This is a genomic window from Bradyrhizobium sp. 1 (assembly GCF_023073315.1).
Lineage (GTDB): Bacteria > Pseudomonadota > Alphaproteobacteria > Rhizobiales > Xanthobacteraceae > Bradyrhizobium.
This window is the reverse complement of the sequence record NZ_JADPJH010000010.1, coordinates 108,288-134,536: the sequence shown is the minus strand read 5'-3', so window position 1 is coordinate 134,536 and position 26,249 is coordinate 108,288. Positions and strand designations below refer to the sequence as shown.

General features: G+C 63.9%; 32 protein-coding genes. 11 read left to right on the top strand and 21 right to left on the bottom strand.

The genetic code is table 11. The features are described from left to right. Nucleotides 1-5 precede the first annotated feature (5 nt). On the top strand, nucleotides 6-650 hold the full coding sequence (locus IVB29_RS03255) for a DapH/DapD/GlmU-related protein (RefSeq protein WP_247501957.1): 645 nt from the start codon (nucleotides 6-8) through the stop codon (nucleotides 648-650). A 180-nt stretch (nucleotides 651-830) separates the two neighbouring features. Here IVB29_RS03255 and IVB29_RS03250 read toward each other — a convergent pair whose 3' ends face one another. Next, a complete protein-coding gene (locus tag IVB29_RS03250; RefSeq protein ID WP_247501956.1) occupies nucleotides 831-1,214 on the bottom strand; it encodes a hypothetical protein in 384 nt (127 codons plus the stop codon). A gap of 156 nt (nucleotides 1,215-1,370) precedes the next feature. After that, nucleotides 1,371-2,153, bottom strand: a complete 783-nt coding sequence (locus IVB29_RS03245) for a hypothetical protein (RefSeq protein ID WP_247501955.1) — start codon at nucleotides 2,151-2,153, stop codon at nucleotides 1,371-1,373. 116 nt (nucleotides 2,154-2,269) lie between these two features. Here IVB29_RS03245 and IVB29_RS03240 point away from each other — a divergent pair, with 116 nt between their 5' ends. Next, the gene (locus tag IVB29_RS03240) at nucleotides 2,270-3,304 is read left to right on the top strand and encodes an aspartate-semialdehyde dehydrogenase (protein ID WP_247501954.1); all 1,035 of its coding nucleotides are present in this window, start codon (nucleotides 2,270-2,272) and stop codon (nucleotides 3,302-3,304) included. Between the two features lie 298 nt (nucleotides 3,305-3,602). Next, nucleotides 3,603-5,756, top strand: coding sequence for a C1 family peptidase (locus IVB29_RS03235; protein WP_247501953.1), 2,154 nt, complete (start codon nucleotides 3,603-3,605; stop codon nucleotides 5,754-5,756). Nucleotides 5,757-5,759: 3 nt separating this feature from the next. On the opposite strand, the gene IVB29_RS03230 is transcribed toward IVB29_RS03235, so the two are convergent. Further along, nucleotides 5,760-6,410 carry a carbonic anhydrase gene (locus IVB29_RS03230; RefSeq protein WP_247501952.1) on the bottom strand — a complete coding sequence of 217 codons (651 nt, stop codon included), beginning with the start codon at nucleotides 6,408-6,410 and terminating at the stop codon, nucleotides 5,760-5,762. A gap of 169 nt (nucleotides 6,411-6,579) precedes the next feature. Here IVB29_RS03230 and IVB29_RS03225 point away from each other — a divergent pair, with 169 nt between their 5' ends. Both IVB29_RS03225 and IVB29_RS03220 read left to right on the top strand, forming a co-directional pair. After that, entirely contained in the window at nucleotides 6,580-7,461 is an 882-nt protein-coding gene (locus tag IVB29_RS03225) for a CoA ester lyase (RefSeq protein WP_247501951.1), read from the top strand. Nucleotides 7,462-7,599: 138 nt separating this feature from the next. Then, nucleotides 7,600-7,839 carry a hypothetical protein gene (locus IVB29_RS03220; protein WP_247501950.1) on the top strand — a complete coding sequence of 80 codons (240 nt, stop codon included), beginning with the start codon at nucleotides 7,600-7,602 and terminating at the stop codon, nucleotides 7,837-7,839. Nucleotides 7,840-7,909: 70 nt separating this feature from the next. On the opposite strand, the gene IVB29_RS03215 is transcribed toward IVB29_RS03220, so the two are convergent. The 3 genes from IVB29_RS03215 to IVB29_RS03205 are packed head-to-tail and all read right to left on the bottom strand — an operon-like array spanning nucleotide 7,910 to nucleotide 9,026. After that, nucleotides 7,910-8,137, bottom strand: a complete 228-nt coding sequence (locus IVB29_RS03215) for a hypothetical protein (RefSeq protein ID WP_247501949.1) — start codon at nucleotides 8,135-8,137, stop codon at nucleotides 7,910-7,912. After that, on the bottom strand, nucleotides 8,134-8,547 hold the full coding sequence (locus tag IVB29_RS03210) for a CopD family protein (protein ID WP_247501948.1): 414 nt from the start codon (nucleotides 8,545-8,547) through the stop codon (nucleotides 8,134-8,136). The genes IVB29_RS03215 and IVB29_RS03210 overlap by 4 nt, the downstream gene beginning before the upstream one ends. Then, a complete protein-coding gene (locus tag IVB29_RS03205; protein ID WP_247501947.1) occupies nucleotides 8,544-9,026 on the bottom strand; it encodes a DUF3817 domain-containing protein in 483 nt (160 codons plus the stop codon). Before IVB29_RS03205 ends, IVB29_RS03210 begins: the two co-directional genes overlap by 4 nt. Here IVB29_RS03205 and IVB29_RS03200 point away from each other — a divergent pair. Further along, nucleotides 9,025-10,020 carry a helix-turn-helix domain-containing protein gene (locus tag IVB29_RS03200; protein ID WP_247501946.1) on the top strand — a complete coding sequence of 332 codons (996 nt, stop codon included), beginning with the start codon at nucleotides 9,025-9,027 and terminating at the stop codon, nucleotides 10,018-10,020. The two genes, IVB29_RS03205 and IVB29_RS03200, sit on opposite strands and share 2 nt — an antisense overlap. A 51-nt stretch (nucleotides 10,021-10,071) precedes the next feature. Continuing rightward, nucleotides 10,072-11,781 carry a caspase family protein gene (locus IVB29_RS03195; RefSeq protein ID WP_247501945.1) on the top strand — a complete coding sequence of 570 codons (1,710 nt, stop codon included), beginning with the start codon at nucleotides 10,072-10,074 and terminating at the stop codon, nucleotides 11,779-11,781. Between the two features lie 36 nt (nucleotides 11,782-11,817). Here the strand turns inward: IVB29_RS03195 and IVB29_RS03190 are convergent, their stop codons facing one another. From IVB29_RS03190 to IVB29_RS03175, 4 genes are all read right to left on the bottom strand, one after another. Continuing rightward, on the bottom strand, nucleotides 11,818-12,234 hold the full coding sequence (locus tag IVB29_RS03190) for a DUF6455 family protein (protein ID WP_247501944.1): 417 nt from the start codon (nucleotides 12,232-12,234) through the stop codon (nucleotides 11,818-11,820). A 257-nt stretch (nucleotides 12,235-12,491) separates the two neighbouring features. Next, entirely contained in the window at nucleotides 12,492-13,277 is a 786-nt protein-coding gene (locus IVB29_RS03185) for a capsular polysaccharide synthesis protein (protein ID WP_247501943.1), read from the bottom strand. A gap of 137 nt (nucleotides 13,278-13,414) precedes the next feature. Next, nucleotides 13,415-14,020: a 3-isopropylmalate dehydratase small subunit gene (gene leuD, locus IVB29_RS03180; RefSeq protein WP_247501942.1), complete on the bottom strand. Its 606-nt coding sequence runs from the start codon at nucleotides 14,018-14,020 to the stop codon at nucleotides 13,415-13,417. Between the two features lie 81 nt (nucleotides 14,021-14,101). Further along, nucleotides 14,102-14,500, bottom strand: coding sequence for a metallopeptidase family protein (locus tag IVB29_RS03175; protein ID WP_247501941.1), 399 nt, complete (start codon nucleotides 14,498-14,500; stop codon nucleotides 14,102-14,104). 249 nt (nucleotides 14,501-14,749) lie between these two features. Here IVB29_RS03175 and IVB29_RS03170 point away from each other — a divergent pair, with 249 nt between their 5' ends. Beyond that, complete coding sequence (locus tag IVB29_RS03170; protein ID WP_247502341.1) at nucleotides 14,750-15,031, top strand: hypothetical protein; 282 nt, start codon at nucleotides 14,750-14,752, stop codon at nucleotides 15,029-15,031. Between the two features lie 4 nt (nucleotides 15,032-15,035). On the opposite strand, the gene IVB29_RS03165 is transcribed toward IVB29_RS03170, so the two are convergent. Then, nucleotides 15,036-15,257 (bottom strand): hypothetical protein, encoded by a 222-nt coding sequence (locus tag IVB29_RS03165; RefSeq protein WP_247501940.1) that lies wholly within the window; start codon nucleotides 15,255-15,257, stop codon nucleotides 15,036-15,038. Nucleotides 15,258-15,581: 324 nt separating this feature from the next. Between IVB29_RS03165 and IVB29_RS03160 the strand changes: the two genes are divergently transcribed. Together IVB29_RS03160 and IVB29_RS03155 are read left to right on the top strand one after the other, a co-directional pair. Beyond that, a complete protein-coding gene (locus IVB29_RS03160) occupies nucleotides 15,582-15,842 on the top strand; it encodes a hypothetical protein (protein WP_247501939.1) in 261 nt (86 codons plus the stop codon). Between the two features lie 133 nt (nucleotides 15,843-15,975). Continuing rightward, nucleotides 15,976-16,536 (top strand): hypothetical protein, encoded by a 561-nt coding sequence (locus IVB29_RS03155; protein ID WP_247501938.1) that lies wholly within the window; start codon nucleotides 15,976-15,978, stop codon nucleotides 16,534-16,536. Between the two features lie 50 nt (nucleotides 16,537-16,586). Here IVB29_RS03155 and IVB29_RS03150 read toward each other — a convergent pair whose 3' ends face one another. The 9 genes from IVB29_RS03150 to ffh form a co-directional block, all read right to left on the bottom strand. Beyond that, nucleotides 16,587-16,787, bottom strand: coding sequence for a hypothetical protein (locus IVB29_RS03150; RefSeq protein WP_247501937.1), 201 nt, complete (start codon nucleotides 16,785-16,787; stop codon nucleotides 16,587-16,589). 94 nt (nucleotides 16,788-16,881) lie between these two features. Beyond that, a complete protein-coding gene (gene leuC, locus IVB29_RS03145; protein ID WP_247501936.1) occupies nucleotides 16,882-18,288 on the bottom strand; it encodes a 3-isopropylmalate dehydratase large subunit in 1,407 nt (468 codons plus the stop codon). A gap of 324 nt (nucleotides 18,289-18,612) precedes the next feature. Then, nucleotides 18,613-18,996 (bottom strand): 50S ribosomal protein L19, encoded by a 384-nt coding sequence (gene rplS / locus IVB29_RS03140; protein WP_247501935.1) that lies wholly within the window; start codon nucleotides 18,994-18,996, stop codon nucleotides 18,613-18,615. A 108-nt stretch (nucleotides 18,997-19,104) separates the two neighbouring features. After that, nucleotides 19,105-19,860, bottom strand: a complete 756-nt coding sequence (trmD, locus tag IVB29_RS03135) for a tRNA (guanosine(37)-N1)-methyltransferase TrmD (RefSeq protein ID WP_247501934.1) — start codon at nucleotides 19,858-19,860, stop codon at nucleotides 19,105-19,107. 53 nt (nucleotides 19,861-19,913) lie between these two features. Beyond that, on the bottom strand, nucleotides 19,914-20,594 hold the full coding sequence (locus IVB29_RS03130) for a DUF3108 domain-containing protein (RefSeq protein WP_247501933.1): 681 nt from the start codon (nucleotides 20,592-20,594) through the stop codon (nucleotides 19,914-19,916). A 40-nt stretch (nucleotides 20,595-20,634) separates the two neighbouring features. Beyond that, entirely contained in the window at nucleotides 20,635-21,306 is a 672-nt protein-coding gene (locus IVB29_RS03125; RefSeq protein WP_247501932.1) for a hypothetical protein, read from the bottom strand. 119 nt (nucleotides 21,307-21,425) lie between these two features. Further along, complete coding sequence (rimM, locus tag IVB29_RS03120) at nucleotides 21,426-21,962, bottom strand: ribosome maturation factor RimM (RefSeq protein ID WP_247502340.1); 537 nt, start codon at nucleotides 21,960-21,962, stop codon at nucleotides 21,426-21,428. 6 nt (nucleotides 21,963-21,968) lie between these two features. Then, the gene (gene rpsP, locus IVB29_RS03115; protein ID WP_014438992.1) at nucleotides 21,969-22,301 is read right to left on the bottom strand and encodes a 30S ribosomal protein S16; all 333 of its coding nucleotides are present in this window, start codon (nucleotides 22,299-22,301) and stop codon (nucleotides 21,969-21,971) included. 86 nt (nucleotides 22,302-22,387) lie between these two features. Further along, complete coding sequence (ffh, locus tag IVB29_RS03110; protein ID WP_247501931.1) at nucleotides 22,388-23,935, bottom strand: signal recognition particle protein; 1,548 nt, start codon at nucleotides 23,933-23,935, stop codon at nucleotides 22,388-22,390. A 329-nt stretch (nucleotides 23,936-24,264) separates the two neighbouring features. Between ffh and IVB29_RS03105 the strand changes: the two genes are divergently transcribed. Continuing rightward, nucleotides 24,265-25,329, top strand: coding sequence for an MBL fold metallo-hydrolase (locus tag IVB29_RS03105; RefSeq protein WP_247501930.1), 1,065 nt, complete (start codon nucleotides 24,265-24,267; stop codon nucleotides 25,327-25,329). Nucleotides 25,330-25,516: 187 nt separating this feature from the next. Here IVB29_RS03105 and IVB29_RS03100 read toward each other — a convergent pair whose 3' ends face one another. Then, the gene (locus IVB29_RS03100; RefSeq protein ID WP_247501929.1) at nucleotides 25,517-26,248 is read right to left on the bottom strand and encodes an SIMPL domain-containing protein; all 732 of its coding nucleotides are present in this window, start codon (nucleotides 26,246-26,248) and stop codon (nucleotides 25,517-25,519) included. Nucleotide 26,249 lies beyond the last annotated feature (1 nt).

The window sequence follows — 26,249 nt, the reverse complement described above, 5'->3', positions numbered from 1 at the left end:
CCTTCATGGACACCTCGCCCCGCCCCAAGATCGCGGAAACGATCATCCATGAAACGGTGCGCCTGCGTGAGGCGCAGATTGGGCGGCGTTGCGAGATCCTCAGCCATACCCGCATCGAATATGCCTCGCTCGGCGACTACTCCTATCTCGGCGAGAACTGCGAAGTCGCCGACGCCGTCATCGGCAAGTTCACGGCGATCGCAAACTCGGTGCGGATCGGCGCGCCGAACCATCCGATGGGACGGCCGTCGCAGCATCGCTTCACCTATGTCCCGGAGTATTACGACGCGACCGCAACGCGTGACCGCGACTTCTTCGCGGAGCGCCGCGGCGATCGCGTCATCGTCGGTAATGATGTCTGGATCGGCCACGCCGCCATCCTGCTGCCGGGTGTGATCGTCGGCGACGGCGCTGTGATCGCCGCGGGCGCGGTGGTCAGCCGCGATGTCGAGCCCTACACCATCGTCGGCGGCGTTCCCGCACGCGCCATCCGCAAGCGCTTTGATGATTCCGTCGCGGAGAGCCTGCGCCGGATCGCCTGGTGGGATTGGCCGGATGAGCTCATCTTCGAGCGCCTCGGCGATTTTCGCTCCGAGGCGATCGAGGATTTTTGCAGGCGCTACGACCCGGCTTTTGCAGCAGGCCGCTAAATCGTAGGGTGGGTTAGCGCAGCGTAACCCACCAAGTCTGTCTCCGCGGATACTAAAGAGGTGGGTTACGCCGGGCGGACTGCGCTTCGCGCATCCGCCCAGCTAACCCACCCTACAAGATCTCATAAAACAAAAAGGCCGGGCGTAGGCCCGGCCTTTTGATTCGGTCGCTGCGAGGTGTCAGTACAGCGGGAAATTCTGCGGATAGCCGCCGAGATCGGCCGGCGTCGGGAGCGGCTGGCGATCGATCGGGCGGTTGTTGTTCTCGCGAGCGAAGGACGGATAGCCGACGGCCGGCGGGAAGGCGTAGTCGGAGAACTTGCGGTCGCCCGGATTGACCTCGGTGCCGCCGTCGAGCCAGGAGCGCTTGCTCACATAGAGGCGGGTGCGTCCCTGCTGATAGACCGTGTTGGGGCCGCTCGGGCCGTAATAGTGGCGGCCGCGATCGTCATAGCGCTTGGGCTTGGTGTCGGCCGAGGCCGGTGCCGCGCATGCCAATGCAACGACGGCGCCCGCCGCAAGCCAGGTTGCAAATTTGGTCGCGGCAGAAAATTTCGAGCTCATCACGTCCCCTTCAGGCAGCAAGCCGCCAGTCGATTTCGCTCCATACTAGCCCGGCCGGGGTGTCCGCAACTAGGTCTATTGGGTCACACCACGCCTGAATAATCGTGCGCGCCGGCAAAAGTTGCATGGATACCAGCCACTTGAGCTTGGTGCGGATCAAAGCGCTCCGCGCAATTGCGCGTTCGCGGCGCCCAGCAGCCAGTCCGGCGAGCCCGCGGGGGCGCAGGGCCGGCGCTTGAGCTCGGCATGGGCGAACAATTCCGCGAGCTTCGGCTCGTTGCCCGAGGCGAGCAGGGTCAGCCGGTTCAGCGTGCAGGCGACCGCCGCACGCTGGGCGGGCAAGGTATCGCCGTGACAGGAGAAGCCGGAGATCTGGAGCGCCGGCTCCTCGTTACGCTTGAGATAGCCCAGGCACGCCCCCTGCGCCGTGCCGGTCGGCCGGAACAGGGCGACGGGGCCGAATTTCGTGTCGATCAGGCCGGCCTGTTCGAGCGGGGTGGCTGCCGCCAGTCCCATCCGGACGGCCAGGCCCTCGGTTGCCGGGCGCGTCACATCGAATTCGCTGCCTTCCCGGTAGATCTCGAGCTCGGCCACGGGCTTGTCCGCCTCGCCGGTCCAGCGCAGCACGTCCCTGCGACCACCCTCGGGATGCCTCAGGATGGTGTAAGAGACTGTTTTTTCGGATGAATCGAGCCGGCTGAGGGCGAACGCCGGATGCGAGCGGGAGGCCTCGCTCCAGCTCGGCCTCGAAGCGGGCTCATCGTCGCGCAGGCTGGGCAGCTGGCCGAGGCCCGCGAGGCCCAGGATGGCAAACAGCACCAGAATCCCCACATAAGCGAACAGGCGGGCCAAGGTGCCGACCACCTCGTCGGCGAAATTGGCGAGCGCCAGATGGATTTGGGTGGGGCTAACGGCCGTGCTGGCCTCAGGCGACTGCATCCACGTCCCTAAGGCATGGTCCAAATTTGTCTTGAGGCCGGTTCTCGCATAGAAGCGCTGCTCTTCCTGTTTAAGCGTCAGCTTGAGGGAAGGGCTTTTTCCTCGGAGAGTGAACGATGGGTTACAAAGTCGCAGTTGTCGGCGCGACCGGCAATGTCGGACGGGAAATGCTCAACATTCTCGATGAGCGCAAATTCCCCGCGGACGAGGTCGTGGCGCTGGCGTCACGCCGCAGCATCGGCGTCGAGGTCTCCTATGGCGACCGCACCCTGAAGTGCAAGGCGCTCGAACACTATGATTTCTCCGACGTCGACATCTGCCTGATGTCGGCGGGCGGCGAGGTGTCGAAGGAATGGTCGCCGAAGATCGGCGCCGCCGGCACCGTCGTGATCGACAATTCCTCCGCCTGGCGCATGGATCCGGACGTGCCGCTGATCGTGCCGGAAGTGAACGCCGACGCCACCGCCGGCTTCAAGAAGAAGAACATCATCGCCAACCCGAACTGCTCGACCGCGCAGCTCGTGGTCGCGCTGAAGCCCTTGCACGACAAGGCCACTATCAAGCGCGTCGTGGTCTCGACCTATCAATCGGTATCGGGCGCCGGCAAGGATGCGATGGACGAATTGTTCTCGCAGACCAAGGCCGTCTACACCAACCAGGAGCTGGTCAACAAGAAATTCCCCGCGCGCATCGCCTTCAACGTCATTCCCCACATCGACGTCTTCATGGAGGACGGCTACACCAAGGAAGAGTGGAAGATGATGATGGAGACCAAGAAGATTCTTGATCCCAGGATCAAGCTCTCCGCGACCTGCGTGCGCGTGCCGGTGTTCGTCGGCCACTCCGAGGCCATCAACATCGAGTTCGAGAATCCGATCACCGCGGATGAAGCGCGCGACATCCTGCGCAAGGCGCCCGGCTGTCTCGTCATCGACAAGCATGAGCCCGGCGGCTACGCGACGCCTTACGAAGCGGCCGGCGAGGACGCGACCTATATCAGCCGCATCCGCGAGGATGCGACCGTGGAGAACGGCCTCGTGCTGTGGTGCGTGTCCGATAATCTACGCAAGGGCGCCGCGCTCAACGCGATCCAGATCGCGGAAGTGCTGATCAACCGCAAGCTGATCAACGCGAAGAAGAAAGCGGCGTAATAGCCGCCGTGCGGTGGGCAAAGGCGCGGAGCGCCGTGCCCACCATCTCTCCGCAATGACGATAGACGAGGTGGGCACGCTTCCGCCTTCGCTCTTCGGGCTACGGCGGCCAAGTCGCTTTGCCCACCCTTGGGCTACAGGGCTTGCTGCTGCGCCGAGATGTCGCGCAGGTCCGTCCTTTTTGTCATCTACCCCCGGTTGCGTGGCCGGCTCCGCTGGATCACAATTAGCGGTTGCGTGAGCGCGTGGGCGATATTGCCGCCCCGAGAACTCCCGCATGACAACAGGGGGGTACCGCATGCCGACGAAGATCCTGTTCAGGTCTGAGCGCAAATTCGACGCGCGTCCGGATCGCTTCGATTTCCGTGACCTGCCGTATCGCGCGCGACTGGTGAGCCTGCCTCCGGCCTATCCGTCCGACCAGCTGATCGAGCGCTGGTTCTCGGTCTATCGCAACGCCGACATGGTTCTCAATCAGGGGCAGGAGGGATCCTGCACCGGGTTCGGCCTCGCCGGGGTCGTGAACTATCTCAAATGGGAGCTGGCGAACACGGATCCGATCACAGCCGATGACCCGAAGGCCGCCAAGGAGATTGCCCGGCGAAGCGCGCGGATGCTGTATCAGAATGCGCGTCTCTATGACGAATGGAAGGGCGAGGATTACGAGGGATCGAGCTGTCGCGGTGCCATGAAGGGATTTCACAAGCATGGCGTTTGCGGCGAGGAGTTCTGGCCGAATTTCGAGAAGCGGCAGAAGCCCGGTCGGCCCAAGAGCGGATGGGATGCCGATGCGCCGCTCAACCCGCTCGGGGCCTATTACCGGATCGACGGAAAATCCATCGTCGACATGCAGTCGGCGATCTACGAAACGCATGCGATCTACGTATCCGCCGACGTCCATGACGGCTGGGACCGCGTTCGTAAAAACTGCAAGACGCTCGGTGCGGCGCTCATTCTCCCGCCGAACAAGCCCAATGACGTGGGCGGACATGCCTTCGCGCTCGTCGGCTATACCTCCGATGGCTTCATCGTGCAGAACTCGTGGGGGCCCGATTGGGGCTTCCACGGATTTGGCCTGCTGCCTTATCAGGATTGGACCCGCTACGGGACCGATGCCTGGGCCCTGACGCTCGGCGCACCCATGAGCGTCGTGTTGCCGCCGATCAAGGGCAAGAAAGGCGCAACCAACAAAGGCGCAGCGATCGCCGAGCATCGCTTCGTCAGCCCGTCGATGCGGACCGATTTGTCGCTGGACGAGCGACTTCGTCAGCGGGCGATGCTTCGTTCCGACGTGGCAGGCGATGAGAGCGCGGTTTCTCCCTGGATCAATGGCGAAGAAGCCCAGCACATCATCTTTATCGGGCATAACGGCAGTGCCGAACGCGAGCTCGTCGAGGTGGGCTCCGGCGATGATGCCGTCGCGCACGTCGTCCAGAAATGCCTGGACCGGGCGGCCGCGGAGGGGTTTCCCGATCTGGTGATCGTTGATCACGGTGGTCTGAACAGCCGCGCCGATGGTATCGCCAGGGCGCAGGTGCTCGGCCCGTGGTTCGAGGCCAATCGCATCATGCCGATCTTCGTGGTCTGGCAGACCGGCCTGCTGGAATCGGCCGGCGATATTCTGAAGACCGCGGCGGACAAGCTGGTGGCGCCTTCCGGAGCAGACAAGGGCTGGCTGAGGAGCAAGATCGACGAGATCAAGGATCGTGCGTTCGAGGTGTTCGCGCGCGATGCCGGCGTCAAGGCGATCTGGGAGAACATGAAATTCAGAGCGGCCGGTGCGAGCCGTGCGGGCGGCGGCCTCGCTGTCGCCGCACGGGAGCTGGAGCGTGGGCTCGGTCGGGTGAGCAAGAGCCAGCAGCCGCGGATTCACCTGATCGGACATTCCGCGGGAGCCATCATGCACGGGTATTTTCTGGCCCCCATGAAAGCCCGAGGCCTGAAAGCCTCCTCGATCCATCTCTGGGCGCCGGCCTGCACGGTCGCCTTTGCGTCCGACAAATACGGCAGTGCCTTTGCGGACAAGGTCGCCGATCCCCAGACGACGTTTGTCGACCTGCTCAGCGACGCCAACGAGACCAGCGATCCATGCGTGCCTGCGCTCTACTCGAAATCGCTGCTGTATCTGGTTTCGCGGGCGCTGGAGCCCGACCACAAGACTCCGATCCTGGGCTTGCAGAAGGTCTGGCGGAAATGGCAGGCGGACGACGACACCTTCATGTCAGGTTCGCAAAAGATCCTGGACACCTGGTCGGATGTGAGCGGGGGCGTCGTCCTCGATCCGGCGATCACCGACACCGAAGTCCCGACGCGCCGCGAGCCGAAAAAGGATGAAACGATCCCTGCCAATCACGGCTCTTTCGACAATAATCTGGACGTCGTGAACCGCGCCATCGGCCGCATCATCGGCAACCGGCGGCTCAAGCCGGTCACCGACCTGCAAGGCTTCTAGAGGCTAGGCCAAGGGGGCGTCCTTGACGCTCTTGAATTCCTTCGCGGCCTGGTCCAGCACGAACAGCGATCCCTCCGCGACGCCGAAATAGGCGCCGTGCGTCTGCATCTGGCCGGCATCCACGGCCTTCTGCACGAACGGGAACGTCATCAGGTTTTCCAGGCTGCGGAACACCGCGGCCTTCTCGATGCGCTCGACGAATTGCGCCATGGTCTCGTGGTCGCGCTGCTCGACCACCTCGCCCGGCTTGATGAACATCTGCATCCATTTGCCGATGAAGTCGCCGGGCGTGAGCGGTTCGATCTTGTCGACGAAGGCGCGGATGCCGCCGCATTGCGCGTGGCCGAGCACGACGATGTGCTTCACCTTCAGCACCGTCACCGCATATTCCAGCGCGGCGGAGACGCCGTGCGCGTTGCCGTCGGGCTGATACACCGGCACCAGATTGGCGATGTTGCGGACGACGAACAATTCGCCCGGGCCGACATCGAAGATCACCTCGGGCGAGACGCGGCTGTCACAGCAGCCGATCACCATCACTTCCGGGAACTGTCCCTTCACCGACAGCTCGCGATAGCGGCTCTGCTCGGTCGGCAGCCGCTGGGTGGCGAAGGCCTGGTAGCCTTCCAGCAAATGCTTCGGGAATGTGATCATGGCCTATGCCTAACCATAGACCAGAGGGGCGAACAAGCCTTTCGAATAGGCAGGCCAGATGCTATCGGCTTGGTTTGTTGTTTGAGCATGATCCTTTCGGAAAACCGCCTCACGCTTTTCCGGGATCATGCTCCAGAGTAAGTTCGAGGAAACCGGAAGGAATGCTTGCATGACCCGCCCGCGCCGCAGCCATCTGTTCATGCCCGGCTCCAATCCCCGTGCGCTGGAAAAGGCACGGAATCTCGCCGCTGACGGCCTGATTCTCGATCTCGAGGATTCCGTCGCCCCTGACCTCAAAGGGGTGGCGCGTGACGGCATCGCCGCCGCGATCGCGGACAAGGGGTTTGGCAAGCGCGAGATCCTGATCCGCACCAACGGCCTCGATACGCCCTGGTGGGCCGACGACGTCGCGATGGCCGCCAAGGCTTCTCCGGACGGCATCCTGGTTCCAAAAGTTTCAAGTGTCGAAGATCTCCAGACGATCGGTAGCCGCCTCGCGGAGCTTGGCGCCGCGCCGACCGTCAAGGTCTGGGCGATGATCGAGACCGCGCGCGCCGTGCTCCATGCCGAGGAGCTGGCCGCCGCCGGGAGCGATCCGAAGACGCGCCTGTTGGGCTTCGTGTTCGGTCCGAACGACATCTCGCGCGAGACGCGCATCAAGATGCTGCCGGGCCGCGCCGCGATGCTCTCGATGATCACCCACTGCATCCTGGCAACGCGCGCTCATGGCCTCGAAATCCTCGACGGCCCCTATAGCGACATCGCCAATTCCGACGGTTTTGCTACCGAATGCGCACAGGGCCGCGACCTCGGCTTCGACGGCAAGACGCTGATCCATCCCTCGCAGATCGACGCCTGCAACGCCATCTTCACGCCGCCCGAAGAAGAAGTCGCGCGCGCGCGAAAAATCATCGCGGCGTTCGAATTGCCGGAGAACGTCTCGCGCGGTGCGATCCGGCTGGATGGTGCCATGGTCGAGCGCCTGCACGCCGACATGGCGCGGCGGACGATCGAGATCGCGGATGCGATTGCGGCGATGGGGAAGGGTTGAGGCTCTCACTACGGTGCGACCGCGCATTCTGCGCGTTGACCTTCCGCTTTGTGATGTCACGCACATTCCAGCGCGGTGAAATCGAGCATTGTCTCGTTCACGCGCTGCATGGTGCAGCCAACAAACCGGATAACAACCATGACGACCTCCCGCATCGCGCTTTTCGCCCTCGCTGCCATCCTCGGCTTCGGCTCGCTGGTCGGTTCCACCTCCAGCTCGCACGCCTACACCACCGATTTTCGCTGGGCCAACAATACAGGCTATGTCAATTGCGTGCAGGGCGTGAACCAGCGCGGGCAGGCGATGCGCCCCCAAATGCGCGGCCCGTACGTGGCGGAAAACACCGGCCGCTGCAACAAGATGTTCTACGGTCGCTAAGCTCAGTCTCGTTCCCTGGTTCAGAGCATCGATCGCCCGCCTCGTGCGGGCGATTCGATTTGCAGATCGCTCAGTGCGGCGCGACGCCTGCACGATCGAGCGATTCCAGCGTCGAGGCGTTGCCGCAATAGCCGTGGGAATTCTCCGCAGCGGTGCCGTCGGCGAGGTCGCGATCGCACTTCGCCTTGTGCGAGCAGAGCGAACAGACCCGTTGGAGCGCCTGCACGCGGATATGGCGCGGCGGACGATCGAGATCGCGGATGCGATTGCGGCGATGGGGAAGGGTTGAGGCTCTCACGGCTTTGCGACAGCGAGAACCGCGATAGCAATCGCGGCGAAGAGAACGAACGGCAGGGATCTCGACATCGCGGGTGAGGCGCCCGCTTCTATCCTCCGAAGCCGACCGCTCTGGACGCCGTGCAGGCCTGACAACAGCACAACGAAGCCAAGCTTGGCGCTGAGCCAGCCCTGGCCGAACCATGCCCCGGATACGGCAAGTCCCGTTCCGAACAGCCAGACCACGATGATTGCCGGAACTGTCACCCACCGGTCGTAACGGCGCATGCCCGTAACGAATGGCGCGCTGTCTCCAGGCATCGTCGGCAGCAAGGCGAGCGTCAACGACGTTGCAACGACGCCGCCGACGAAAAGCAGCGCGGCGGCGACGTGGGCGGCTTTCAGCCAAATGCAATAGTCGGCGAAGTTCATGTCGCAGAACATTCCCGATCCAGAGCTTCGATGCGTCGTCGGATGTACCGGGACGCGAGAAGGCCCGCGAACGGCACGAAGGCCGAGGCGGCAAGCAAGGCGATGTGGTGCCGCTGCCAGATTCCGGCGCCGGCGGTTTGCAGCAGCGCCCAGCCGTAGAAAATGAAGGCGAGGCCGTGCACCGGCCCCATCGCTCGCACCCCGATCGGCCAATCCCAGAGATGCTTGAGGGGAACGGCAACGCAAACGAGCAGAGCCAGCGTCGCGGCTTCGATGATGGAGGCGAGTTTGAGTTGGCCCAGCAGGGAGACGTTGATCTTGAGTTCGTTTTTCATGGCCTGACCGTTGGCGGGTGTGCTGCCGATGGTGGTTAGCGGATCCGGCCAGAAGTCATGAGTGGCGCTTCTGCCTATGAGCGATCGATTCCTGCCAAAGCGTGATATGAAGGTCGACGCGCTCCGCCGGGAATAGAACGCCATGGTTCACAGGGTCTGCATTGTCGCGATGGATCAGGTGATCCCCTACGACCTGACGCTCGCTTATGAAGTGTTCGGACGGCTCAGGGACGATCGCGGCAAGCCGTTCTACGATGTCCGCGTTTGTGCTGAGGCGGCGCGCGTCGATGCCGGCGCAGTCGGCCTGGTGGTGCCTTTCGGACTTGAGGTCCTGGCCCGCGCCGGCACCGTGATCGTGCCGGGAATAGAGAATCCTCTGGCTCCAAGGTCGAAGGCCATTCTCGGCGCGTTGCACCGGGCTCACCGTCGCGGGGCGAGAATCGCCTCGATCTGCTCCGGTGCTTTCGTCCTCGCAGAGGCCGGCCTTCTGGACGGGCGCCGGGCAACCACCCACTGGCTGTGTGCCGATCAGCTCGCCAGCCGCTATCCGAAAGTGCAGGTCGATCCGAACGTCCTCTATGTGGACGAGGGAGAGATCGTGACATCGGCCGGAGCGTCGGCAGGCATCGACATGTGTCTGCACCTTGTCAGGCGTGACTTCGGCCAGGCCGTGGCGGCTCATGCCGCACGGCTGGCCGTCGCGCCTGTCAACCGGGAAGGCGGTCAGGCACAATTCATCCGGCGCGATCCGCCGCGCTCGAACGGTTCTCTCGCGCGACATCTCGAATGGGTCGCGGCTCATTTGGCGGACCCGCTTACGGTGGCACGAATGGCGGCTCAGGCCGGGATGAGCGAACGAAGTTTTGCGCGCCATTTCCGGGAGCAGATCGGGACTACGCCGATGCAATGGCTGCTGAACGCGCGGATCCGCCGGGCGCAGGAGTTGCTGGAGAGCAGCGCAGCTTACGTGGACCAGATCGCCGCGGCTTGCGGCTTTCAGTCGACCGTCACGTTCCGTTCGAGCTTCCGCCGGATCGCCGGGGTCAGCCCTGGTGACTACCGGCGCCGGTTCAACGACACGCGACCATCCGGCGCGCTGCAATCAAGGCTGGGCGACCCGGTCGCGCTCAAGCAGTGATTCCCTGAACGCCCGCGATGCCAGCTTTTCCCGTTGCGGTGGTGAATGACAATGCTACCCTCACGCCTGATATTTGATCCGGGCCAGAATTTGATGCGCGTTTTTTGGGTAGCCGTCCTTCTCGCCACCTCCCTCTCATTCGTCCGGCCGGGGCTTGCGCAGCAGACCCGGGTTGCGCTTGTCATCGGTAATGGCGCCTATGAGAAGGTACCGGAGTTGCCGAACCCGACGCGCGATGCGGCCGACGTCGGCCGCGCGTTGGAGCGACTCGATTTCAAAGTCACCCAGGTCAAGAACGCAACCGCGCAAGAGATGAGGAAGGCCGTCGTCGAGTTCGGCCGGGCTGCCGAGGGAGCCGATCTTGCTGTCGTGTTCTACGCCGGGCACGGCATGGAAGTCGGCGGCGAGAATTGGCTGATTCCGATCAGCGCGGAGCTGCGCAGCGACTCCGACATCGAGAGCGAGGCCATCAGCCTGCGTTCGGTGAGCCTTCAGGTCTCGAAGGCCCGGAAGCTGGGCCTCGTCATCCTCGACGCCTGTCGCAACAATCCATTTGCCGCGAAGATGAAGCGGTCGATCGCCACTCGGGCCGTGGCTCGCGGGCTTGCGCCGACCGAGCCGTCCGACAACGTTCTGATTGCCTACGCCGCCCGCGATGGTACCACGGCGAGCGACGGCGACGGCCGGAACAGTCCCTTTACCGCGTCGTTGCTTCGCCACATCGAAACACCGGGCCTCGAGATTTCGTTTCTGTTTCGCCGGGTCCGCGACGACGTGATGATCGCGACCAAGCGCGAGCAGCAGCCGTTTGTGTACGGCTCCTTGTCGAAGGAAGAGATTTACCTGAAAGCGCCTGCCGGGAGTGCTCAGGCGCCGGCCGTATCGTCTCCGGCGCCTGCAGCTCCTGCGGAAGACGAGAAGTTTTGGTTGGCGATCCAGACATCGACTGTGGCAGGCCCGTATGAGGAGTTTCTGGCCAGATATTCCCGCAGCGGCCATGCGGTGGAAGCGCGCCAGCGGATCAGGGATATCAAGGCCAGTGAGGTGGCGGCAGTATCACCCGCTTCTCCGGCATCGGATACGAGCGGGCGTCCGGGGTCAGGTACGAAAGCCGTCGTTCGGAACGTTTTTTCGCCCGAGGATAACCAGAAGGTTGCCGCCATCGCGACCGCCCAGCAGCTCAAGCTGCCGAGCTTCACGATCTCGTCCAGTCAGGACGTCACGCTCAAATCCGATTCCAGATTTGTTGGCGTGTGGTCCAACAAGCGTGGATGGTCGAACGGCAAGGGGCGCTACGCCATGCTGATCGTCACGGAGGTCTCCGCGACGGGGTTGGCCAAGGGATACTATCTCTGGGGACCGCCGACGAAGACATCGTGGGTGAAGGACGAAGCGGGCAACCGATCGTTCGCAGAGTACATCTCGGACAACAAGCTTTCGATCGGCGGGACACCGGTCACTGTCAGGCTGGAGAGGAACGTTCTTGCCCTCTCTTCCTTCAAAAAGGAAAATCCATCCGAGACGGCGAGCATAGAGCTTCACCCGGTCTGGCAGCTTGTACCGGTGCCGGAGGATGTCGGGCCTTCAGCCAAGCCCGAGAAAACCTCGCAGCCGCATGCCGTTAAGAAGGAGAGCACCGCCGAGCCGCGCGCTCCGGCAGGCGTTGGCGGAGGAAGCATGGAAGAGCGCTATCGCGCCTGCAAGAAGCTCGTGAAAGGGTTTGCCCGGCGGGAGGCTTGCGCACGAACCGGAGTGATCTAGCGGGTCGCTAGACCGTTGATCGAGGCGGGCGACCGCTCAACGTGGCGCGAGGTCGGCGCGATCGAGCGATTCCAGCGTCGAGGCATTGCCGCAATAGCCGTGGTAGTTCTCCGCGGCGGTACCCTCAGTGAGATCGCGGTCGCATTGGGCCTTGTGATGGCAGAGCGAGCAGACCCGCTCCATGTCGCGCAGCAGCAGCGGCTGCGCGCGTCCTAGCCCTTCCGCGCTGATGCCGAGCTGCTCGAGCATCTTCGGCAGCTCGTCGGCGTGCCTGCCGTGGCGAACCAGCTCGTCCAGATCGTCAGGCGCGATCCTGAGATCGTTCGCGATCCGGTTGAAGTCCGAGCGGTCGAGCTGCCGCATCTCGTTCAGCTCGCGGCGATGCTTCAGCCAAGCGGCGAAGGATTCGATGAGGTCCTGGACGATGGGATAAGGCCTGCTTGCGGTGCTCATGCGAAGCTCCATTCGGGTTCGTGCGATTGGAGCAAGGTTACGCACGATGATGCAGGAGCGCGTTGCGCTGGATCAAATTGGGAATGGTCAAGGAAACAGGTCTCGTGTCCCGGACGCGCTGCAGCGTTCCCGGCGATGCGAAGCATCGTCCGGTACGCTGCTGCGCAGAGCCGGGACCCATCTCGCAGTGCTGCTGGGTCCCGGCTCTGCGGAGCGGCACTGCGCGCCGCACCGCGTCCGGGACACGAGACGAGAGCTCAGCTAAATCGCTCCGCCGCCCAGGAATACAGGCTGCCCGGAATCGGCTTCTCGCCGCCGCGGCCCTTGGGCGAGATGTGCAGGCCGATGATCTCGGGATTGGTGACGAGGCCGAGATAGCTCGAGGGATCGAAGAACAGTTTTGGCTCGGCGTGCACCGCGTAGAATGACTGTTTTGGCAATGCGTTCTGCAATTCACCGGTGCGTCGCGCCAGCGCCGTGAGTGCTGCCGGTCCAAAGATCGCGATGCGAATGTCCGAAAGGCGGTTCGAGCCGCCGCGCAGGCGGCGCATCATGAAGGTGATACGGTGGCGCACCGACAGCCAGTTCGGCGTCAGCTCTTCCTGCTCCATCAGTTCCTCGAAGGCGGCGACGATGCCGTGCTCCGGCGGCAGGTAGATCACGGAATTGCCAAGCTGGCGCGGCCGCTCCCAGGCGAAGTAGGGCTTTGCCGGATCGATCTCGACAGGTTTGAGCAGCAGCACGTCGGCATCGAGCCAGAGGCCGAGGTTCTTCGCCATCAGCTTCATGCGGAAGAAATCGCTGAACTGCAGCGTGGTCCAGTCGCGCCAGCTGCCGTCCGGCTGCGGCGGCCGCAAGCGTTCGGAGAACGCATGCGGCAGGATCGCTTCGGCATCCGCGTTCGCGACGCCCGCGGGCAGGCCGGGAATGGCGTCAAAGCTGTAGACCGTGATCTTGTGGCCGGCCGCCAACTGCGAGCGCAGACAGGTCTGGCGCAGTGCGTCCATCGGGCCATGCCAGAAGGTGACGATGTCGGGCAGCATGCGTGCAAGCTACTAGGGATTCAGGGCAAAGAAAAAGCCCCGGCGCTCGTCGCACCGGGGCCCAGACGAAAACTAGAGCATGATCCGGAAAACTGTGTAGCGGTTTTCCGATGAGATCATGCTCAAACAATATGAGATCAGGCCCAGGCGCGCTCGCGCTGGAGCTTCTCTTCATACGTGTCGATCGAGGCCTTCTTTTCCATCGTCAGACCGATGTCGTCGAGGCCGTTGATCAGGCAGTGCTTGCGGAACGGGTCGATCTCGAACTTGACCTTGCCGCCGTCGGGACCGCGGATCTCCTGGTTCGGCAGGTCGATCGTCAGCGTCGCGTTGGCGCCGCGCTCGGCGTCGTCGAACAGCTTGTCGAGGTCTTCCTGCGACACGCGGATCGGCAGAATGCCGTTCTTGAAGCAGTTGTTGTAGAAGATGTCGCCGAACGAGGTCGAGATCACGCAGCGGATGCCGAAGTCAAGCAGCGCCCAGGGCGCGTGCTCGCGGCTCGAGCCGCAGCCGAAATTGTCGCCGGCGACCAGCACCTTCGCAGTGCGATAGGCGGGCTGGTTGAGGACGAAATCCGGATTCTCGCTGCCGTCGTCCTTGTAGCGCTGCTCGGAGAAGAGCCCCTTGCCAAGGCCGGTGCGCTTGATGGTCTTGAGGTACTGCTTCGGAATGATCATGTCGGTGTCGACATTGATGATCTTCAGCGGCGCCGCGACGCCTTCCAGCGTGGTGAACTTGTCCATGGTTGCGCTTTCCCGGGGGTGGTTCAGGGAGACGGTATTTATCGCGATCGGGGCGGAAATCCTAGGCCGAATTCGGCAGGTCTAGTCTGCTTGGGCCTCAATCGCCGCCATATCGTCGTCCGAAAGGCCGAAATGGTGGCCGATCTCGTGGATCAGGACGTGGCGGACGATGTGGCCGAGGCTTTCGTCGTGCTCGGCCCAGTAATCCAGGATCGGCCGGCGGTAGAGCCAGACCATGTTGGGCAGCCGCGCCACGTCGCCAAAACTCTGCTGGGGCAGGCCGACGCCCTGGAACAGGCCGAGCAGGTCGAACTCGCTCTCGCACTCCATCTCGTCCATGACCTCCTCGGTCGGGAAGTCGTCGACGCGGAGGATCACGCCCTCGCACAGCCTACGAAACTCCGCCGGCAGGCGATCGAAGATCTCATGAGCCGTCGCTTCCATCTCGGCGAGCGTTGGCGCTTTCAATTCCGTCCACATGGGCCTCTCTTAGAGCGTTTTCGAGCGAAGTGGATACCGGTTCGCGTAAAGAAAACGCGTCAAAACAAGAATCGATGGCCCGTTCCGATTCATCGGAACGGGCCAGCGCGGGTTTCCCGGCGATGCATCCGGCTTTATAACCGCGTCGAGGTTGACGGGCGCTGCCAAAACGGGGAGCGTAGGCCTCGAACGGGGGCGTTTCAGGTGGGCGGAAAAATGCGAGCGAAAACAGCGCTGACGCTACTGTGCATGGGGTTGTTTTCGCAGTTTTGCGTTGGTGGCCAGGCTCAGGCCCAGACTGCCGGCACCGAAGTCCGTATGGCCCAGGCCGGTGTGCCCGACGCCCCGCCGCCGCGCAAGCGGCCGTCCCGCCTGCGCGTCACGCCCTATTACAGCCCGGACGGCGTCTACCCGCGCTACAATCCCGGCCCCGATGCGGTCCGCGAGTGCAACGCCACCTATGTTCAGGAATACCGGCCCAGCGGCACGGTGATCGTGCCGCATATGAGCTGCTACTGGCGCCGGGGCTGAACCCTTACTGCCCGCGCAGCGCGCCGATCAGGCCGGCGCCCACGACGAGTGCGGATGCGCCGTAGACCAGGATCGCCATCACGAGCTGCATCAGCGGGGTTGCGGTGCCGCCTTCGACGCCCGGCCCCTGCGCGGCAAGCGCCGAACTCGCTCCGAGAGCAAAACTCGCCGCGATCGCGAGGCGGGTTATCCGCAGTCCGTGAAAGCTCGGCAAGAAGCTTGACATGACCATCTCCCTTAGTCGCTCGACCAGAAGATACGTTCGCCATTGATCGCTGGTTTTTGTCGGCGCGCGCAATGTCGCGCCGCTGCTTGGGGAACTTAGCCCGTGCCCTCTGCATTCATGTCCGGGCGCGTTGATCCATACCCGATTCAGGCTTGAGGCTCCAGGGCTCGACTCTAGTCCTTGCGTCGTAACGCCGGGTCAGCGCGGGCACCGCTGGCATCACCGTCGTTGGTGATCGGTCGCGTTGAGACAGGCCCGGACTCCGGGCCTGTTTTAACTTGCAGACGGCCGTGCGATGCCCGCATGTTCGCGGCGGAGGTCGTCATGGCGAAATGGATTGCATTGGCCGTTGTCGTCGGGCTTGCCGCTGCTTTGCCTCGCACTTCTGCGGCGCAGAGAGCGACGAAGCCGGAAGCCTCGGCCGGCGTCGCATTTTTCGATGCACGACGGCACGCACGACATGACGAATTTGCGCGGCCCACAATACGCCGTGATCCACGCTACTACGCGCGGCCCGTCTATTACCGTCCCTATCCTTATGCCCTGCCCGCGCCGTTCGTGTTTGGCTATGGGCCGTGGTGGTGACGCCGCCGTTCATTCATGAGGCGTTCACGTCGCTGTCCCTAATTTAATCTTGGGAGCGACCGTCAATGAACAGCGAGGACGCGGGGCGGGAACGCGCGGCGCAACTCCGCTGTCTGGATTCAGGGAGAACGCGATGCTGAGGATGTTGAGTCTCGGTGCAAGCCCGATACGCTTGCTCGGGCTTGCGGCTGTTGCCACGCTGATATTGTCGACCGGGACTGCGCGCCGCGCCGAAGCGATGACGCCGATCAATCCGACGGCGTTGCCGGCGGCGAAGGCTGCGACCGACGACGTGATCCAGGTTCGCGGTGGACACGGCGGCGGTGGCCATGGCGGGGGCGGCGGAGGTTTTCACGGTGGTGGCGGTTTCCATGGCGGAGGCGGCTTCCACGGTGGTGGTGGACATATCGGCGGCTTCCGAGGTGGTGGTTTTCACGGCGGTGGTTTCCGTGCCGCGCCGGCCTTTCACGGCGGCGGCTACCGCTACGGCGGAATTCGCCACTATGGCGGCTATCAGCGCTACGGGATCTATCGCCCGCATTACGGCTACCGTCATTTCCACCGGCGCTATTATTACGGCGGCTACTATCCCACCTATCACTATCCGCGCCGCTGCCGGATCATCTGGACCTATTACGGCCCGCGCCGCGTCTGCCGCTGGCATCGCTGGCATCATCCGTACCGCTATTGGTGAGTACGATCGAAACGAAAAGGGCGCCCGACGGCGCCCTTTGTTCGTATGGCCTAAAGCCAATCCTTCGCGGACTTCCACCGCATCAAATTCTCGATCTTCCACTGCTTGAACATCGCCGGCGGCCAGCGGCTGAGCCTGGAGGTCTCCTCGACCTCGGGCTTGGCAACGATGCGCAGCGGCGTCGCGCGCCGCCGGTGCTGGCGCGTGGCGTTACTGATCAGATCGACATATTCAGGCTTGTTGGTGGCCATGAGATGCGTCCCCGCGAAACCGTCGCGAGGACGCAGTGTCGGTGCTGCCGATTAACGGCCGTTTGCCGCAATCGCTACAATTGCAGGAAGTGGCTCAGCGCCACTCCCTGACGTCCACGAAGTGACCCGCGATCGCTGCCGCTGCCGCCATTGCCGGCGAGACGAGGTGCGTGCGGCCCTTGAAGCCCTGGCGGCCCTCGAAATTGCGGTTCGAGGTCGAGGCGCAGCGTTCTTCCGGAGCCAGCTTGTCCGGGTTCATCGCGAGGCACATCGAGCAACCGGGCTCGCGCCATTCGAAGCCGGCCTTGATGAAGATCTTGTCCAGACCTTCAGCCTCGGCCTGCTCCTTCACGAGGCCGGAGCCGGGCACGACCATGGCGTTGACATGCGCTGAAACGGTCTTGCCTTCAGCAATCTTCGCCGCGGCGCGTAAGTCTTCGATGCGGCCGTTGGTGCAGGAGCCGATGAAGATGCGGTCGAGCTTGATGTCGGTGATCTTCGTCCCCGCCGTCAGGCCCATATATTTCAGCGCGCGATGCTTGGAGATGCGCTTGGCTTCATCCGCGATCTTGTCGGGATCGGGCACGATGCCGGTCACCGAGATCACGTCCTCAGGGCTCGTGCCCCAGGTGACGATCGGCGGCAGCTTTGCAGCATCGAGGCGCAGCTCGTGGTCGAAATGCGCGCCCTCGTCGGAGCGCAATTTCTCCCAGTAGCGCATCGCCGCATCCCAGTCCGCGCCCTTCGGCGCCTTCGGGCGGCCGCGCAGGAAATCGAACGCCTTCTGGTCGGGCGCAACGAGGCCGGCGCGCGCGCCGCCTTCGATCGACATGTTGCAGACCGTCATGCGGCCTTCCATGCTGAGCGCACGGATCGCGTCGCCGGCATATTCCAGCACGTAGCCGGTGCCGCCCGCGGTGCCGATCTCGCCGATGATGGCGAGGATGATGTCCTTGCCCGTCACGCCGTCAGGCAATTTGCCGTCGACGGTGACGCGCATGTTCTTCGCCTTCTTCTGGATCAGCGTCTGCGTCGCCAGAACATGCTCGACCTCCGAGGTGCCGATGCCGTGCGCGAGCGCGCCGAACGCGCCATGCGTCGAGGTGTGGCTGTCACCGCAGACGATGGTGGTGCCGGGCAGGGTAAAGCCCTGCTCGGGGCCGATGACGTGGACGACGCCCTGGCGCTTGTCGAACTCGTCGTAATATTCGATGCCGAATTCCCTGGCGTTGTCGGCCAGCGCCTTGATCTGCTCGATGCTCTCGGGATCGGGATTCGGCTTGGTGCGGTCGGTGGTCGGCACGTTGTGGTCGACGACCGCCAGCGTCTTCTCCGGCGCGTGGACCTTGCGGCCAGTGGCGCGCAAACCTTCGAACGCCTGCGGCGAGGTCACCTCGTGAACCAGGTGACGGTCGATGTAGAGCAGGCAGGTGCCGTCGTCGGCTTCGTGCACGAGATGGTCGTTCCAGATCTTGTCGTACAATGTGATCGGCTTGGACATGAGCTTGAGCTCCAGGGATGTGTGTCAGCGATGTGCGCGGTCACGCGCGGGGCAGCAGAGGCGTCTTCAGCGCAGCCTTTAAGCTGCGGGACTAAGCTCTGACGTTGCCGAGGTCGCGAAGCGTCCGAAGAACCGGCCAGGCAGCCGCGAGCGATCATCGATGACGATGCGCTGGACGGGGGAGAGGCTGGTCAGATCTGGAAACATTCCAGGAATATATAGCAGGCCGGTTTGGAATCGCGAGGGCTTTGACGCGCACGGCTGACGCAACAAAAAAGCGCGGAGCCAGGCCCGCGCTTTCCAAAACTCGTCTGTAAGCGGAGCTTACTCGTTGACCGCCTTGGCGTGCTCGGACTTTTTCTCGACGATGCGGGCGGACTTGCCGCGAAGGCTGCGGAGATAATAGAGCTTGGCGCGACGCACCTTGCCGCGACGCACCACCTTGATCGAGTCGATCATCGGCGACATCACCGGGAACACGCGCTCGACACCTTCGCCGTAGGAGATCTTGCGAACGGTGAAGCTTTCGTTGAGGCCGCCGCCGGAGCGGCCGATGCAGACGCCTTCATAGGCCTGCACGCGGGTGCGGTCGCCTTCGACGACCTTCACGTTGACGATCACGGTGTCGCCGGGACCGAACTCCGGAATCTCCTTGCCGGCGGAGAGCTTGTCGAATTGCTCTTTTTCGAGCTGTTGGATCAGGTTCATGGGGTAATCTCCATCGGCGCGCCCAGCCGCAGGACGGGGGCTGCGCGAAATTCGTTGATCCAGCTATTGCGGATGTGGCCGCTGCTATAAGGCAAGCCGGAGCGTTTGTCACCCGTCTGTCGTGTTTTTTGGCGTTTTTCGGCGCCCGGCCCGATTCGGGGGCTTGGGCGGGATTTGGGCCCATAAATCGGGCCGCCGGGCCTCTGTGAGGGCCTCGGATTGCGCCCGCCGCCAGCTGGCAACCTTGGCATGGTCGCCCGAGGTCAGGATCTCCGGGATCGGAGTTCCCTCGAACAGCTGCGGGCGGGTGTATTGGGGGTATTCGAGCAGGCCGTCCGAAAAGCTCTCCTCGGTTCCCGAGGCCTCTTTCCCCATCACGCCCGGCAGCAGCCGAACGCAGGCGTCGATCAGGGCCAGAGCTGCGATTTCGCCCCCGGACAGCACGTAATCGCCGATCGAGACCTCCTCCAGGTCGCGGGCGTCGATCACCCGCTGGTCGATACCCTCGAACCGCCCGCAGACGATCAGGGGGCCAGGGCCATTGGCGAGTTCCAGGACGCGGGCCTGGGTCAATGGCCGACCGCGTGGGCTCATCAGGAGCTTTGGCCGATCTGGGCCGATCTCGGCCGCATCGATCGCCGCGGCCAGAACATCCGCGCGCAGCACCATGCCCGGGCCGCCGCCGGCCGGGGTGTCGTCGACGCTGCGGTGGCGATCCGTGGCGGAGGCCCGGATGTCCCGCGCCTCGATCTCCCAGAGCCCGGAGGCCAGCGCCCGGCCGGCGAGGCTCACACCGAGCGGTCCCGGAAACATCTCCGGAAACAGCGTCAGCACCGTCGCGCGCCAAGGTGAGGAAGTCGTCATCGCCGCTGGTTAGGGCATTGCGGCCGAGAGGTCGAGTGGGCGGCAGGGGCCGCCTAGTTCTTCCGGCCGTATTCGATGAGTTCGACGGTGTTGTTGACCAGCAGATGGCCATTGCCCCGCGAGGCAAAGTTGCGCTTCACCCAGTGATCGATAGCCGGCGCGTACCAGATCACGCCGATGATGTCGTTCTTGCGTGTCGGATCGTTGGTCGGGCGCCTCATGAGCGTCGTTTCGATCTTGTACGTTTCGAACGTGCCGGCCTTGGTCGTGACGGTCTCCTGGGCGACGACCTTCGACTGGCCCGAGCGCTTCCAGATGTTGCCTTTGGCGTTGTTGACGTCGTCGCCGGAGAACTTCCAGCTGTCGCCGACCTTCAACGGCGTGTGGATGCCGCTGCCATCGCCAGGCTGATGTTTCCACTCACCGGCGTTCTTCACATTCCACGATCGATCATAGACGACCAGGCCCTCGGACTCCTTGCCTTCGGTCGTGACGCGGATGCTGATGTCGGTCGGCGAAACCTCGGTGACCAGGTGCTTGCGGACGGCGCTCACCTTTCCGCTGATCTCGTCGTGCACCTCGTAGGTCCAGAAGTCGCCTTGTCGAGGCTCCTCCATCGCGATGGCCGGCTTTGCGGCAACGGGCGCGGGTGTTGCCGGCGCATCGCCTGCGGCCCGGGCCGATGTGCTCACGGCAAGCACGCAAGCGAGCGCCATCATCGATCGACGAAGCATCGGAACGTCTCCCACCATGGCATTGATTTCTGCCGACCGGTCAGCGGCGGCCGTATTCGACCAGCTCGACCTGGGCACGGTCGCGAACCCTGCCTTCGAACCGGTTGACAGTTGCGCGCTTCACCCAATGATCGATGGCCGGCGCATACCAGGTCTGCTGCTCAGTCAGGAATTTCTTGGTCGCGTCATTGGCATTTCGCGATTCGATCGACGTCTCGATCTTGTAGACCTCGAACGTGCCGGCCCGCGTGGTGACGGTCTCCCTGGCCGTCACCTTCGACGTCCCCGAGATTTTGAGGCTGGTGCCATTCGAGCTGTTGAATGCCGTCGATTTCACCGGCCAGCTCTTGCCGATCTCCAGTGGAGTGCGAATGCCCATTCCGTCGTTTGGCGTGAAGCGCCAGAGGCCGCCAACCATGTCCCACGAGCGATTATAAGTCTGGAAGCCGCTGTCGTTCTTGCCAACGGTCGCAATGCGGATGCTGACCTCGGTGGCGCTGACGTCCGTAATGGTGTGCGTCATCGTCGATTTGAGATCGCCTGTGATCTCGTCACGGAGCTCATAGGTCCAATGGTCGCCGAGCAGCGGCTCTTCCATGGCTTCGACGGGCGGGCCCTCGGCTGCGGGCGGAGGGCTCGGCGGTGTCTGCGCGTGGAGGACGCTCATCGATGCGAGCAGGCCGATCGTTGCCAGAAGACAGCGGCGCAGCATTTCAATCTCCGGTGTGCGGAAGACGCTTGGGTGAGCGATACAACCCACACGTGAACCAGCCGGATGTCTGATGCAAGTGAAGATTTCGCGAGATGTGTTGGCGGGCCGTTACCGTGCCGTCACGATGACGAAGCGTCGTCCTCGTCGCGGTCACCCTCGACCTCCTGCGGCAGCGCGATCACCACGCGACCGCCGGCGACATCGACCGCCGGCACCACCGCGTTGGTGAACGGCAGCAGCAGCGTCGGGCCCTTGAGGGGCGTGATCTCGATGATGTTGCCGGCGCCGAAATTGTGGATCGCGAGCACGCGGCCGAGCGCGTCGCCGTCGGTGGTGACGGCGGCAAGCCCGATCAGATCGGTGTGGTAATATTCGTCCTCATCCGTCGCGGGCAGTTTTTCGCGCGCGACATAGAGCTCGATACCGTTGAGGCGCTCGGCCTCATCGCGGGTCGTGACGCCCTTGAACGTCGCGACCAGATGATCCTTGGCCTCGCGCGCCGTCGCGACCTCGAACTGGCGCTTGCCGTCCTTGGACAGCAGCGGGCCGTAGTGCCTGACGGCAAAGGGATCCTCGGTGAAGGTCCACAATTTGACCGCACCGCGCACCCCATGCGCGGCGCCGATCCGCGCGACGCAGACCAGCGCCGACATGATCTAGCCTTAACCCTTCGCGGCGGCTTCGGCCTGCGCCTTGCGCTCCTTGCGCGGCACGGCCTTTTCCGGGTTGTTGCGCGCTTCGCGCTTCTTGACGCCGGCGGCGTCGAGGAAACGCGACACGCGGTCGGACGGCTGCGCGCCCTTGGCGAGCCAGGCCTTCACCTTGTCCATGTCGAGCTTCAGGCGGGTCTCGTTGTCCTTCGGCAGCAGCGGGTTGAAATAGCCGAGACGCTCGATGAAGCGGCCATCGCGCGGAAAGCGGGAGTCGGCGACGACGACGTGATAGACGGGACGCTTCTTGGTGCCTGCGCGGGCGAGGCGGATAACGACGGACATCTAAGTTCTCCTTTAAAGTACAGTTTGTTCGGTTGATTGGTATTCCGCGTTGCGCGAGATGCTTGCGATCCCCCGCGACGAATTCCTCATTTTTTCTTGCCCGGGAAACCGCCGAGACCCGGCAGCATCGGCTTGCCGCTGAGCCCGGTCAGTCCGGGGACGTTCGGCAGACCGGTGCGAAGACCGGCCGGCAAATCCTTCGGCAGGCTGGGCAGACCTTGTCCGCCGCCGCCCTGCATCTTTTCCTGCAACGCCTTCATCTCTTCCGGCGAGGGCGGCTTCATGCCGCCGCCAAAGCCCATCGCCTGCGCGATGCCGGCGAGCGGGCCGCGCTTGCCCGAGCCCATGGCCTTCATCATGTCGGCCATGTTCCGGTGCATCTTGAGCAGCTTGTTGACCTGCTCGACGCTCTGGCCGGAGCCCGCAGCGATACGCTTCTTACGGCTGGCCTTGAGCAGGTCGGGATGACGGCGCTCGTCGCGCGTCATGGAATCGATCACCGCGACCTGGCGTTTCAAAATCTTGTCGTCGATCCCGGCGGCCGCGATCTGGTTCTTCATCTTGGCGATGCCGGGCATCATGCCCATCAGGCCGCTGATGCCGCCCATGTTGGCCATCTGCGACAGCTGCTCGCGCATGTCGTTGAGGTCGAACTGACCCTTGCGCATGCGCTCGGCGGTGCGCGCGGCCTTTTCGGCGTCGATATTGGCGGCGGCACGTTCGACCAGCGAGACCACGTCGCCCATGCCGAGGATGCGGCCGGCGATACGATCGGGATGGAAATCTTCCAGCGCATCGGTCTTTTCACCGGTGCCGAGCAGCTTGATCGGCTTGCCGGTGACCGCGCGCATCGATAGCGCGGCGCCGCCGCGGCCGTCGCCGTCGACTCGCGTCAGCACGATGCCGGTGAGGCCGACGCGCTCGTCGAAGGCGCGGGCGAGATTGACGGCGTCCTGGCCGGTGAGGCTGTCGGCGACCAGCAGCACTTCATGCGGGTTCGCAGCCGCTTTGATCGCAGCTGCTTCCGCCATCATCTCTTCGTCGAGCGTGGTGCGGCCGGCGGTGTCGAGCAGCACGACGTCGTAGCCGCCGAGCTTGCCGGCTTCCAGCGCGCGCTTCGCAATCTGCGGCGGCAGCTGGCCCGCGACGATCGGCAGCGTCGGAATGTCGAGGTCGCGGCCGAGAACGGCCAGCTGCTCCATCGCGGCCGGGCGATAGATGTCGAGCGAGGCCATCAGCACCTTGCGCTTGTCGCGCTGGACCAGCCGGCGGGCGAGCTTTGCGGTGGTGGTGGTTTTGCCGGAACCTTGCAGGCCGACCATCATGATCGGCACCGGCGGCACGGAATTGACGTCGATGGTCTGGCTCTCGGCGCCGAGCGTGTTGATCAGCTCGTCATGGACGATCTTGACCACCATCTGGCCGGGCGTGACCGACTTGACGACGGTGGCACCGATCGCCTGCTCGCGGACGCGCTCGGTGAAACTGTTCACCACTTCCAGCGCGACGTCGGCTTCCAGCAGCGCGCGACGCACCTCGCGCATTGCGGCATCGACGTCCTTTTCGGTCAGCGCACCGCGCCCCGTCAGACGATCGAGAATGCCACCAAGCCGTTCCGACAGATTGTCGAACAATGCCGTTGTCCTTTTTCACCTCTCCCCGCAAGAGCGGGGCGAGGAGCAGAAATCCAAACACTTTTACGCCCGAGGGCGCACAGCGCTGTCGGGCGTTGGCCTCTGGCCTCGAGGGCCAGTGGGCGGGTCGAAAAGAAAGCCTTTCCGAGAAAGTGGCGGGGTTAAACGCCGCTCCCGCCCAAAAGTCAAGGAAAGTTCGGATGCCGGGGCGCCGTTTCCAAGGTAAGGCCTTGAAAACAGAGCATTTTTGGCGGCGGGTTCCTTTTGCTCAGGCCCTGCCCATATAGGAAGTAATGTTCTGCCGCTCCCACCATCCCTGAAGCCCGCCCGTGCCGATCACCCGCCGCCGTCTTTTTGGACTGCTTGCCGGGGCCGGCGCGCTGGTCGGCGTGCCCTCCCTCTGGATCTCCCGCATGAAAACCTATGACGGTCCGGTCTCCGACCATTTCGACGGCCTGACCTTCTTCGATCCCGACGGGTCGCCGCCGAGATCGCTGCGAGAGGTGCTGCGCTGGCAGTTCGGCGGCAAGCGGCAGCGCGCGACGTGGCCGGAGTGGGCGCCGAGCCCCCATGCCGATACCCCGCCGGCGCGCGTCGACGGCGACAAGGTGCGGCTCTCCTTTGTCGGCCATGCCAGCTGGCTGATCCAGGCCGGCGGCCTCAACATCCTGGTCGATCCCGTCTGGTCGTCGCGGGTTTCGCCCGTCAGTTTTGCCGGGCCGAAGCGGCACAACGACCCCGGCATTTCCTTCGATCATTTGCCGAAGATCGATGTCGTGCTGGTCTCGCACGGGCACTACGATCATCTTGATATCGCGACGCTGTCGCGGCTCGCCAAGAATTTTGCCCCGCGCGTGGTCACGCCGCTCGGCAACGACGTGACGATGCGCAGCGCCGATTCCACCATCAAGGTGGAAGCCTTCGACTGGCACGACCGCGTCGAGCTCGGCGGCGGCGTGGCCGCGACGCTGGTCCCGACGCGGCACTGGACCGCGCGCGGCATGTTCGATCGCAACAAGGCGCTGTGGGCGAGTTTTGTGCTGGAGACGCCGGCCGGGAAAATCTACGTCGTATGCGATTCCGGCTATGGCGATGGCAGGCATTTTCGCCGCGTCGCCGAGAAGCATGGGCCGTTACGTCTGGCGATCCTCCCCATCGGCGCCTACGAGCCGCGCTGGTTCATGCGCGACCAGCACATGAACCCGGAAGATGCCGTGAAGGCGCTGGCCGATTGCGGCGCGCAACAAGCGCTCGGGCATCATCACGGCACGTTCCAGCTGACGGATGAGCCGATCGATGCGCCGGCGAAGGCGCTGGTCGAGGCGCTGGATGCCGCCAACATTCCGCAGCAGCGGTTCGTCGCGATGAAGCCGGGGCAGGTGGTGGAGATTTAGTTCTCTCCGCACACACCGCTCGTGCCCCGGACGCAGCGCAGCGTCTCCCCGGCGATGCGAAGCATCATCCGGCGCGACGGTGCGCTGCAGAGCCGGGGCCCATGTCGCGAGAGTCTGCCGTGTCGATTTCTGGGTCCCGGCTCTGCGCAGCATCGCTACGCGCTGCAGCGCGTCCGGGACACGAGACTTATTGCTCTTTGGCCTTGATCGCCCAGCTCACATTCACCGTCACCGACAGCGTTTCCTCGCCCGGTGCAACGGCGGCGCCGCCTGCAGCCATTGGAGCAGCGGCCATGCGGCCCTTGAACAACGGCACCGGGGCGCTGCCTTCGGAGATGCTGAGTGGCGCACCCAACGTGACGCCGGTGGCCCTGGCGTAGACTTCCGCCTTGCGGCGGGCGTCCGCCACCGCCTGCTCGCGTGCGCCGTCGAGCAGCTTCGACTCCTGTGTCACCTCGAACGTGATGTTGCCGATATCGTTGGCGCCGGCGCCGACCAGCGTGTCGATGATGCCGGCCACCTTGGTCACATCGCGAATCTTCACGGTGACGCGGTTGGAGGCGCGGAAGCCGACCACGGGCGTGGCGCCGGTGGATTTATTCTGGCCGTATTGCGGCTGCAGCGACAGCCGCGAGGTCTGATAATCCTTCTCGGCGAGGCCGGCGCCCTTCAGCGCCTGCAGCACCTTGCCCATCGCGGCGTTGTTGGCGTCGGACGCTTCCTTCGCCGATTTGGCGTCGTTGGCGACGCCGGCATCGATCTGCGCGAGGTCGGGCGCTGCCGAGATCGTGGCCTCGCCGCTCACCGAAATGGCGGACGGAAAATCATCGGCGCGCACGGGCGTTGCCAGCAGCGTGGCGGCGCAAGCGGCGGCAAGGAAACCAACAAGGGACGTAAAGAGTACGGCAGGCTTTTTCATC

Bases quoted from the DNA above. Each gene is read 5' to 3' on its own strand.
- IVB29_RS03210 (WP_247501948.1), bottom strand. From the start codon at position 8,547: ATGAACTTCGCCGACTATTGCATTTGGCTGAAAGCCGCCCACGTCGCC.
- IVB29_RS03255 (WP_247501957.1), top strand. From the start codon at position 6: ATGGACACCTCGCCCCGCCCCAAGATCGCGGAAACGATCATCCATGAA.
- IVB29_RS03170 (WP_247502341.1), top strand. From the start codon at position 14,750: ATGGGGTTGTTTTCGCAGTTTTGCGTTGGTGGCCAGGCTCAGGCCCAG.
- IVB29_RS03175 (WP_247501941.1), bottom strand. From the start codon at position 14,500: ATGTGGACGGAATTGAAAGCGCCAACGCTCGCCGAGATGGAAGCGACG.
- IVB29_RS03240 (WP_247501954.1), top strand. From the start codon at position 2,270: ATGGGTTACAAAGTCGCAGTTGTCGGCGCGACCGGCAATGTCGGACGG.
- IVB29_RS03160 (WP_247501939.1), top strand. From the start codon at position 15,582: ATGGCGAAATGGATTGCATTGGCCGTTGTCGTCGGGCTTGCCGCTGCT.
- IVB29_RS03130 (WP_247501933.1), bottom strand. From the start codon at position 20,594: ATGCTTCGTCGATCGATGATGGCGCTCGCTTGCGTGCTTGCCGTGAGC.
- IVB29_RS03225 (WP_247501951.1), top strand. From the start codon at position 6,580: ATGACCCGCCCGCGCCGCAGCCATCTGTTCATGCCCGGCTCCAATCCC.
- IVB29_RS03235 (WP_247501953.1), top strand. From the start codon at position 3,603: ATGCCGACGAAGATCCTGTTCAGGTCTGAGCGCAAATTCGACGCGCGT.
- leuC (WP_247501936.1), bottom strand. From the start codon at position 18,288: ATGTCCAAGCCGATCACATTGTACGACAAGATCTGGAACGACCATCTC.
- IVB29_RS03205 (WP_247501947.1), bottom strand. From the start codon at position 9,026: ATGGCGTTCTATTCCCGGCGGAGCGCGTCGACCTTCATATCACGCTTT.
- IVB29_RS03200 (WP_247501946.1), top strand. From the start codon at position 9,025: ATGGTTCACAGGGTCTGCATTGTCGCGATGGATCAGGTGATCCCCTAC.
- IVB29_RS03190 (WP_247501944.1), bottom strand. From the start codon at position 12,234: ATGAGCACCGCAAGCAGGCCTTATCCCATCGTCCAGGACCTCATCGAA.
- IVB29_RS03165 (WP_247501940.1), bottom strand. From the start codon at position 15,257: ATGTCAAGCTTCTTGCCGAGCTTTCACGGACTGCGGATAACCCGCCTC.
- IVB29_RS03195 (WP_247501945.1), top strand. From the start codon at position 10,072: ATGCTACCCTCACGCCTGATATTTGATCCGGGCCAGAATTTGATGCGC.
- IVB29_RS03245 (WP_247501955.1), bottom strand. From the start codon at position 2,153: ATGCAGTCGCCTGAGGCCAGCACGGCCGTTAGCCCCACCCAAATCCAT.
- IVB29_RS03250 (WP_247501956.1), bottom strand. From the start codon at position 1,214: ATGAGCTCGAAATTTTCTGCCGCGACCAAATTTGCAACCTGGCTTGCG.
- IVB29_RS03150 (WP_247501937.1), bottom strand. From the start codon at position 16,787: ATGGCCACCAACAAGCCTGAATATGTCGATCTGATCAGTAACGCCACG.
- rplS (WP_247501935.1), bottom strand. From the start codon at position 18,996: ATGAACCTGATCCAACAGCTCGAAAAAGAGCAATTCGACAAGCTCTCC.
- rpsP (WP_014438992.1), bottom strand. From the start codon at position 22,301: ATGTCCGTCGTTATCCGCCTCGCCCGCGCAGGCACCAAGAAGCGTCCC.
- IVB29_RS03155 (WP_247501938.1), top strand. From the start codon at position 15,976: ATGCTGAGGATGTTGAGTCTCGGTGCAAGCCCGATACGCTTGCTCGGG.
- leuD (WP_247501942.1), bottom strand. From the start codon at position 14,020: ATGGACAAGTTCACCACGCTGGAAGGCGTCGCGGCGCCGCTGAAGATC.
- IVB29_RS03230 (WP_247501952.1), bottom strand. From the start codon at position 6,410: ATGATCACATTCCCGAAGCATTTGCTGGAAGGCTACCAGGCCTTCGCC.
- IVB29_RS03220 (WP_247501950.1), top strand. From the start codon at position 7,600: ATGACGACCTCCCGCATCGCGCTTTTCGCCCTCGCTGCCATCCTCGGC.
- IVB29_RS03125 (WP_247501932.1), bottom strand. From the start codon at position 21,306: ATGCTGCGCCGCTGTCTTCTGGCAACGATCGGCCTGCTCGCATCGATG.
- IVB29_RS03100 (WP_247501929.1), bottom strand. From the start codon at position 26,248: ATGAAAAAGCCTGCCGTACTCTTTACGTCCCTTGTTGGTTTCCTTGCC.
- IVB29_RS03185 (WP_247501943.1), bottom strand. From the start codon at position 13,277: ATGCTGCCCGACATCGTCACCTTCTGGCATGGCCCGATGGACGCACTG.
- trmD (WP_247501934.1), bottom strand. From the start codon at position 19,860: ATGACGACTTCCTCACCTTGGCGCGCGACGGTGCTGACGCTGTTTCCG.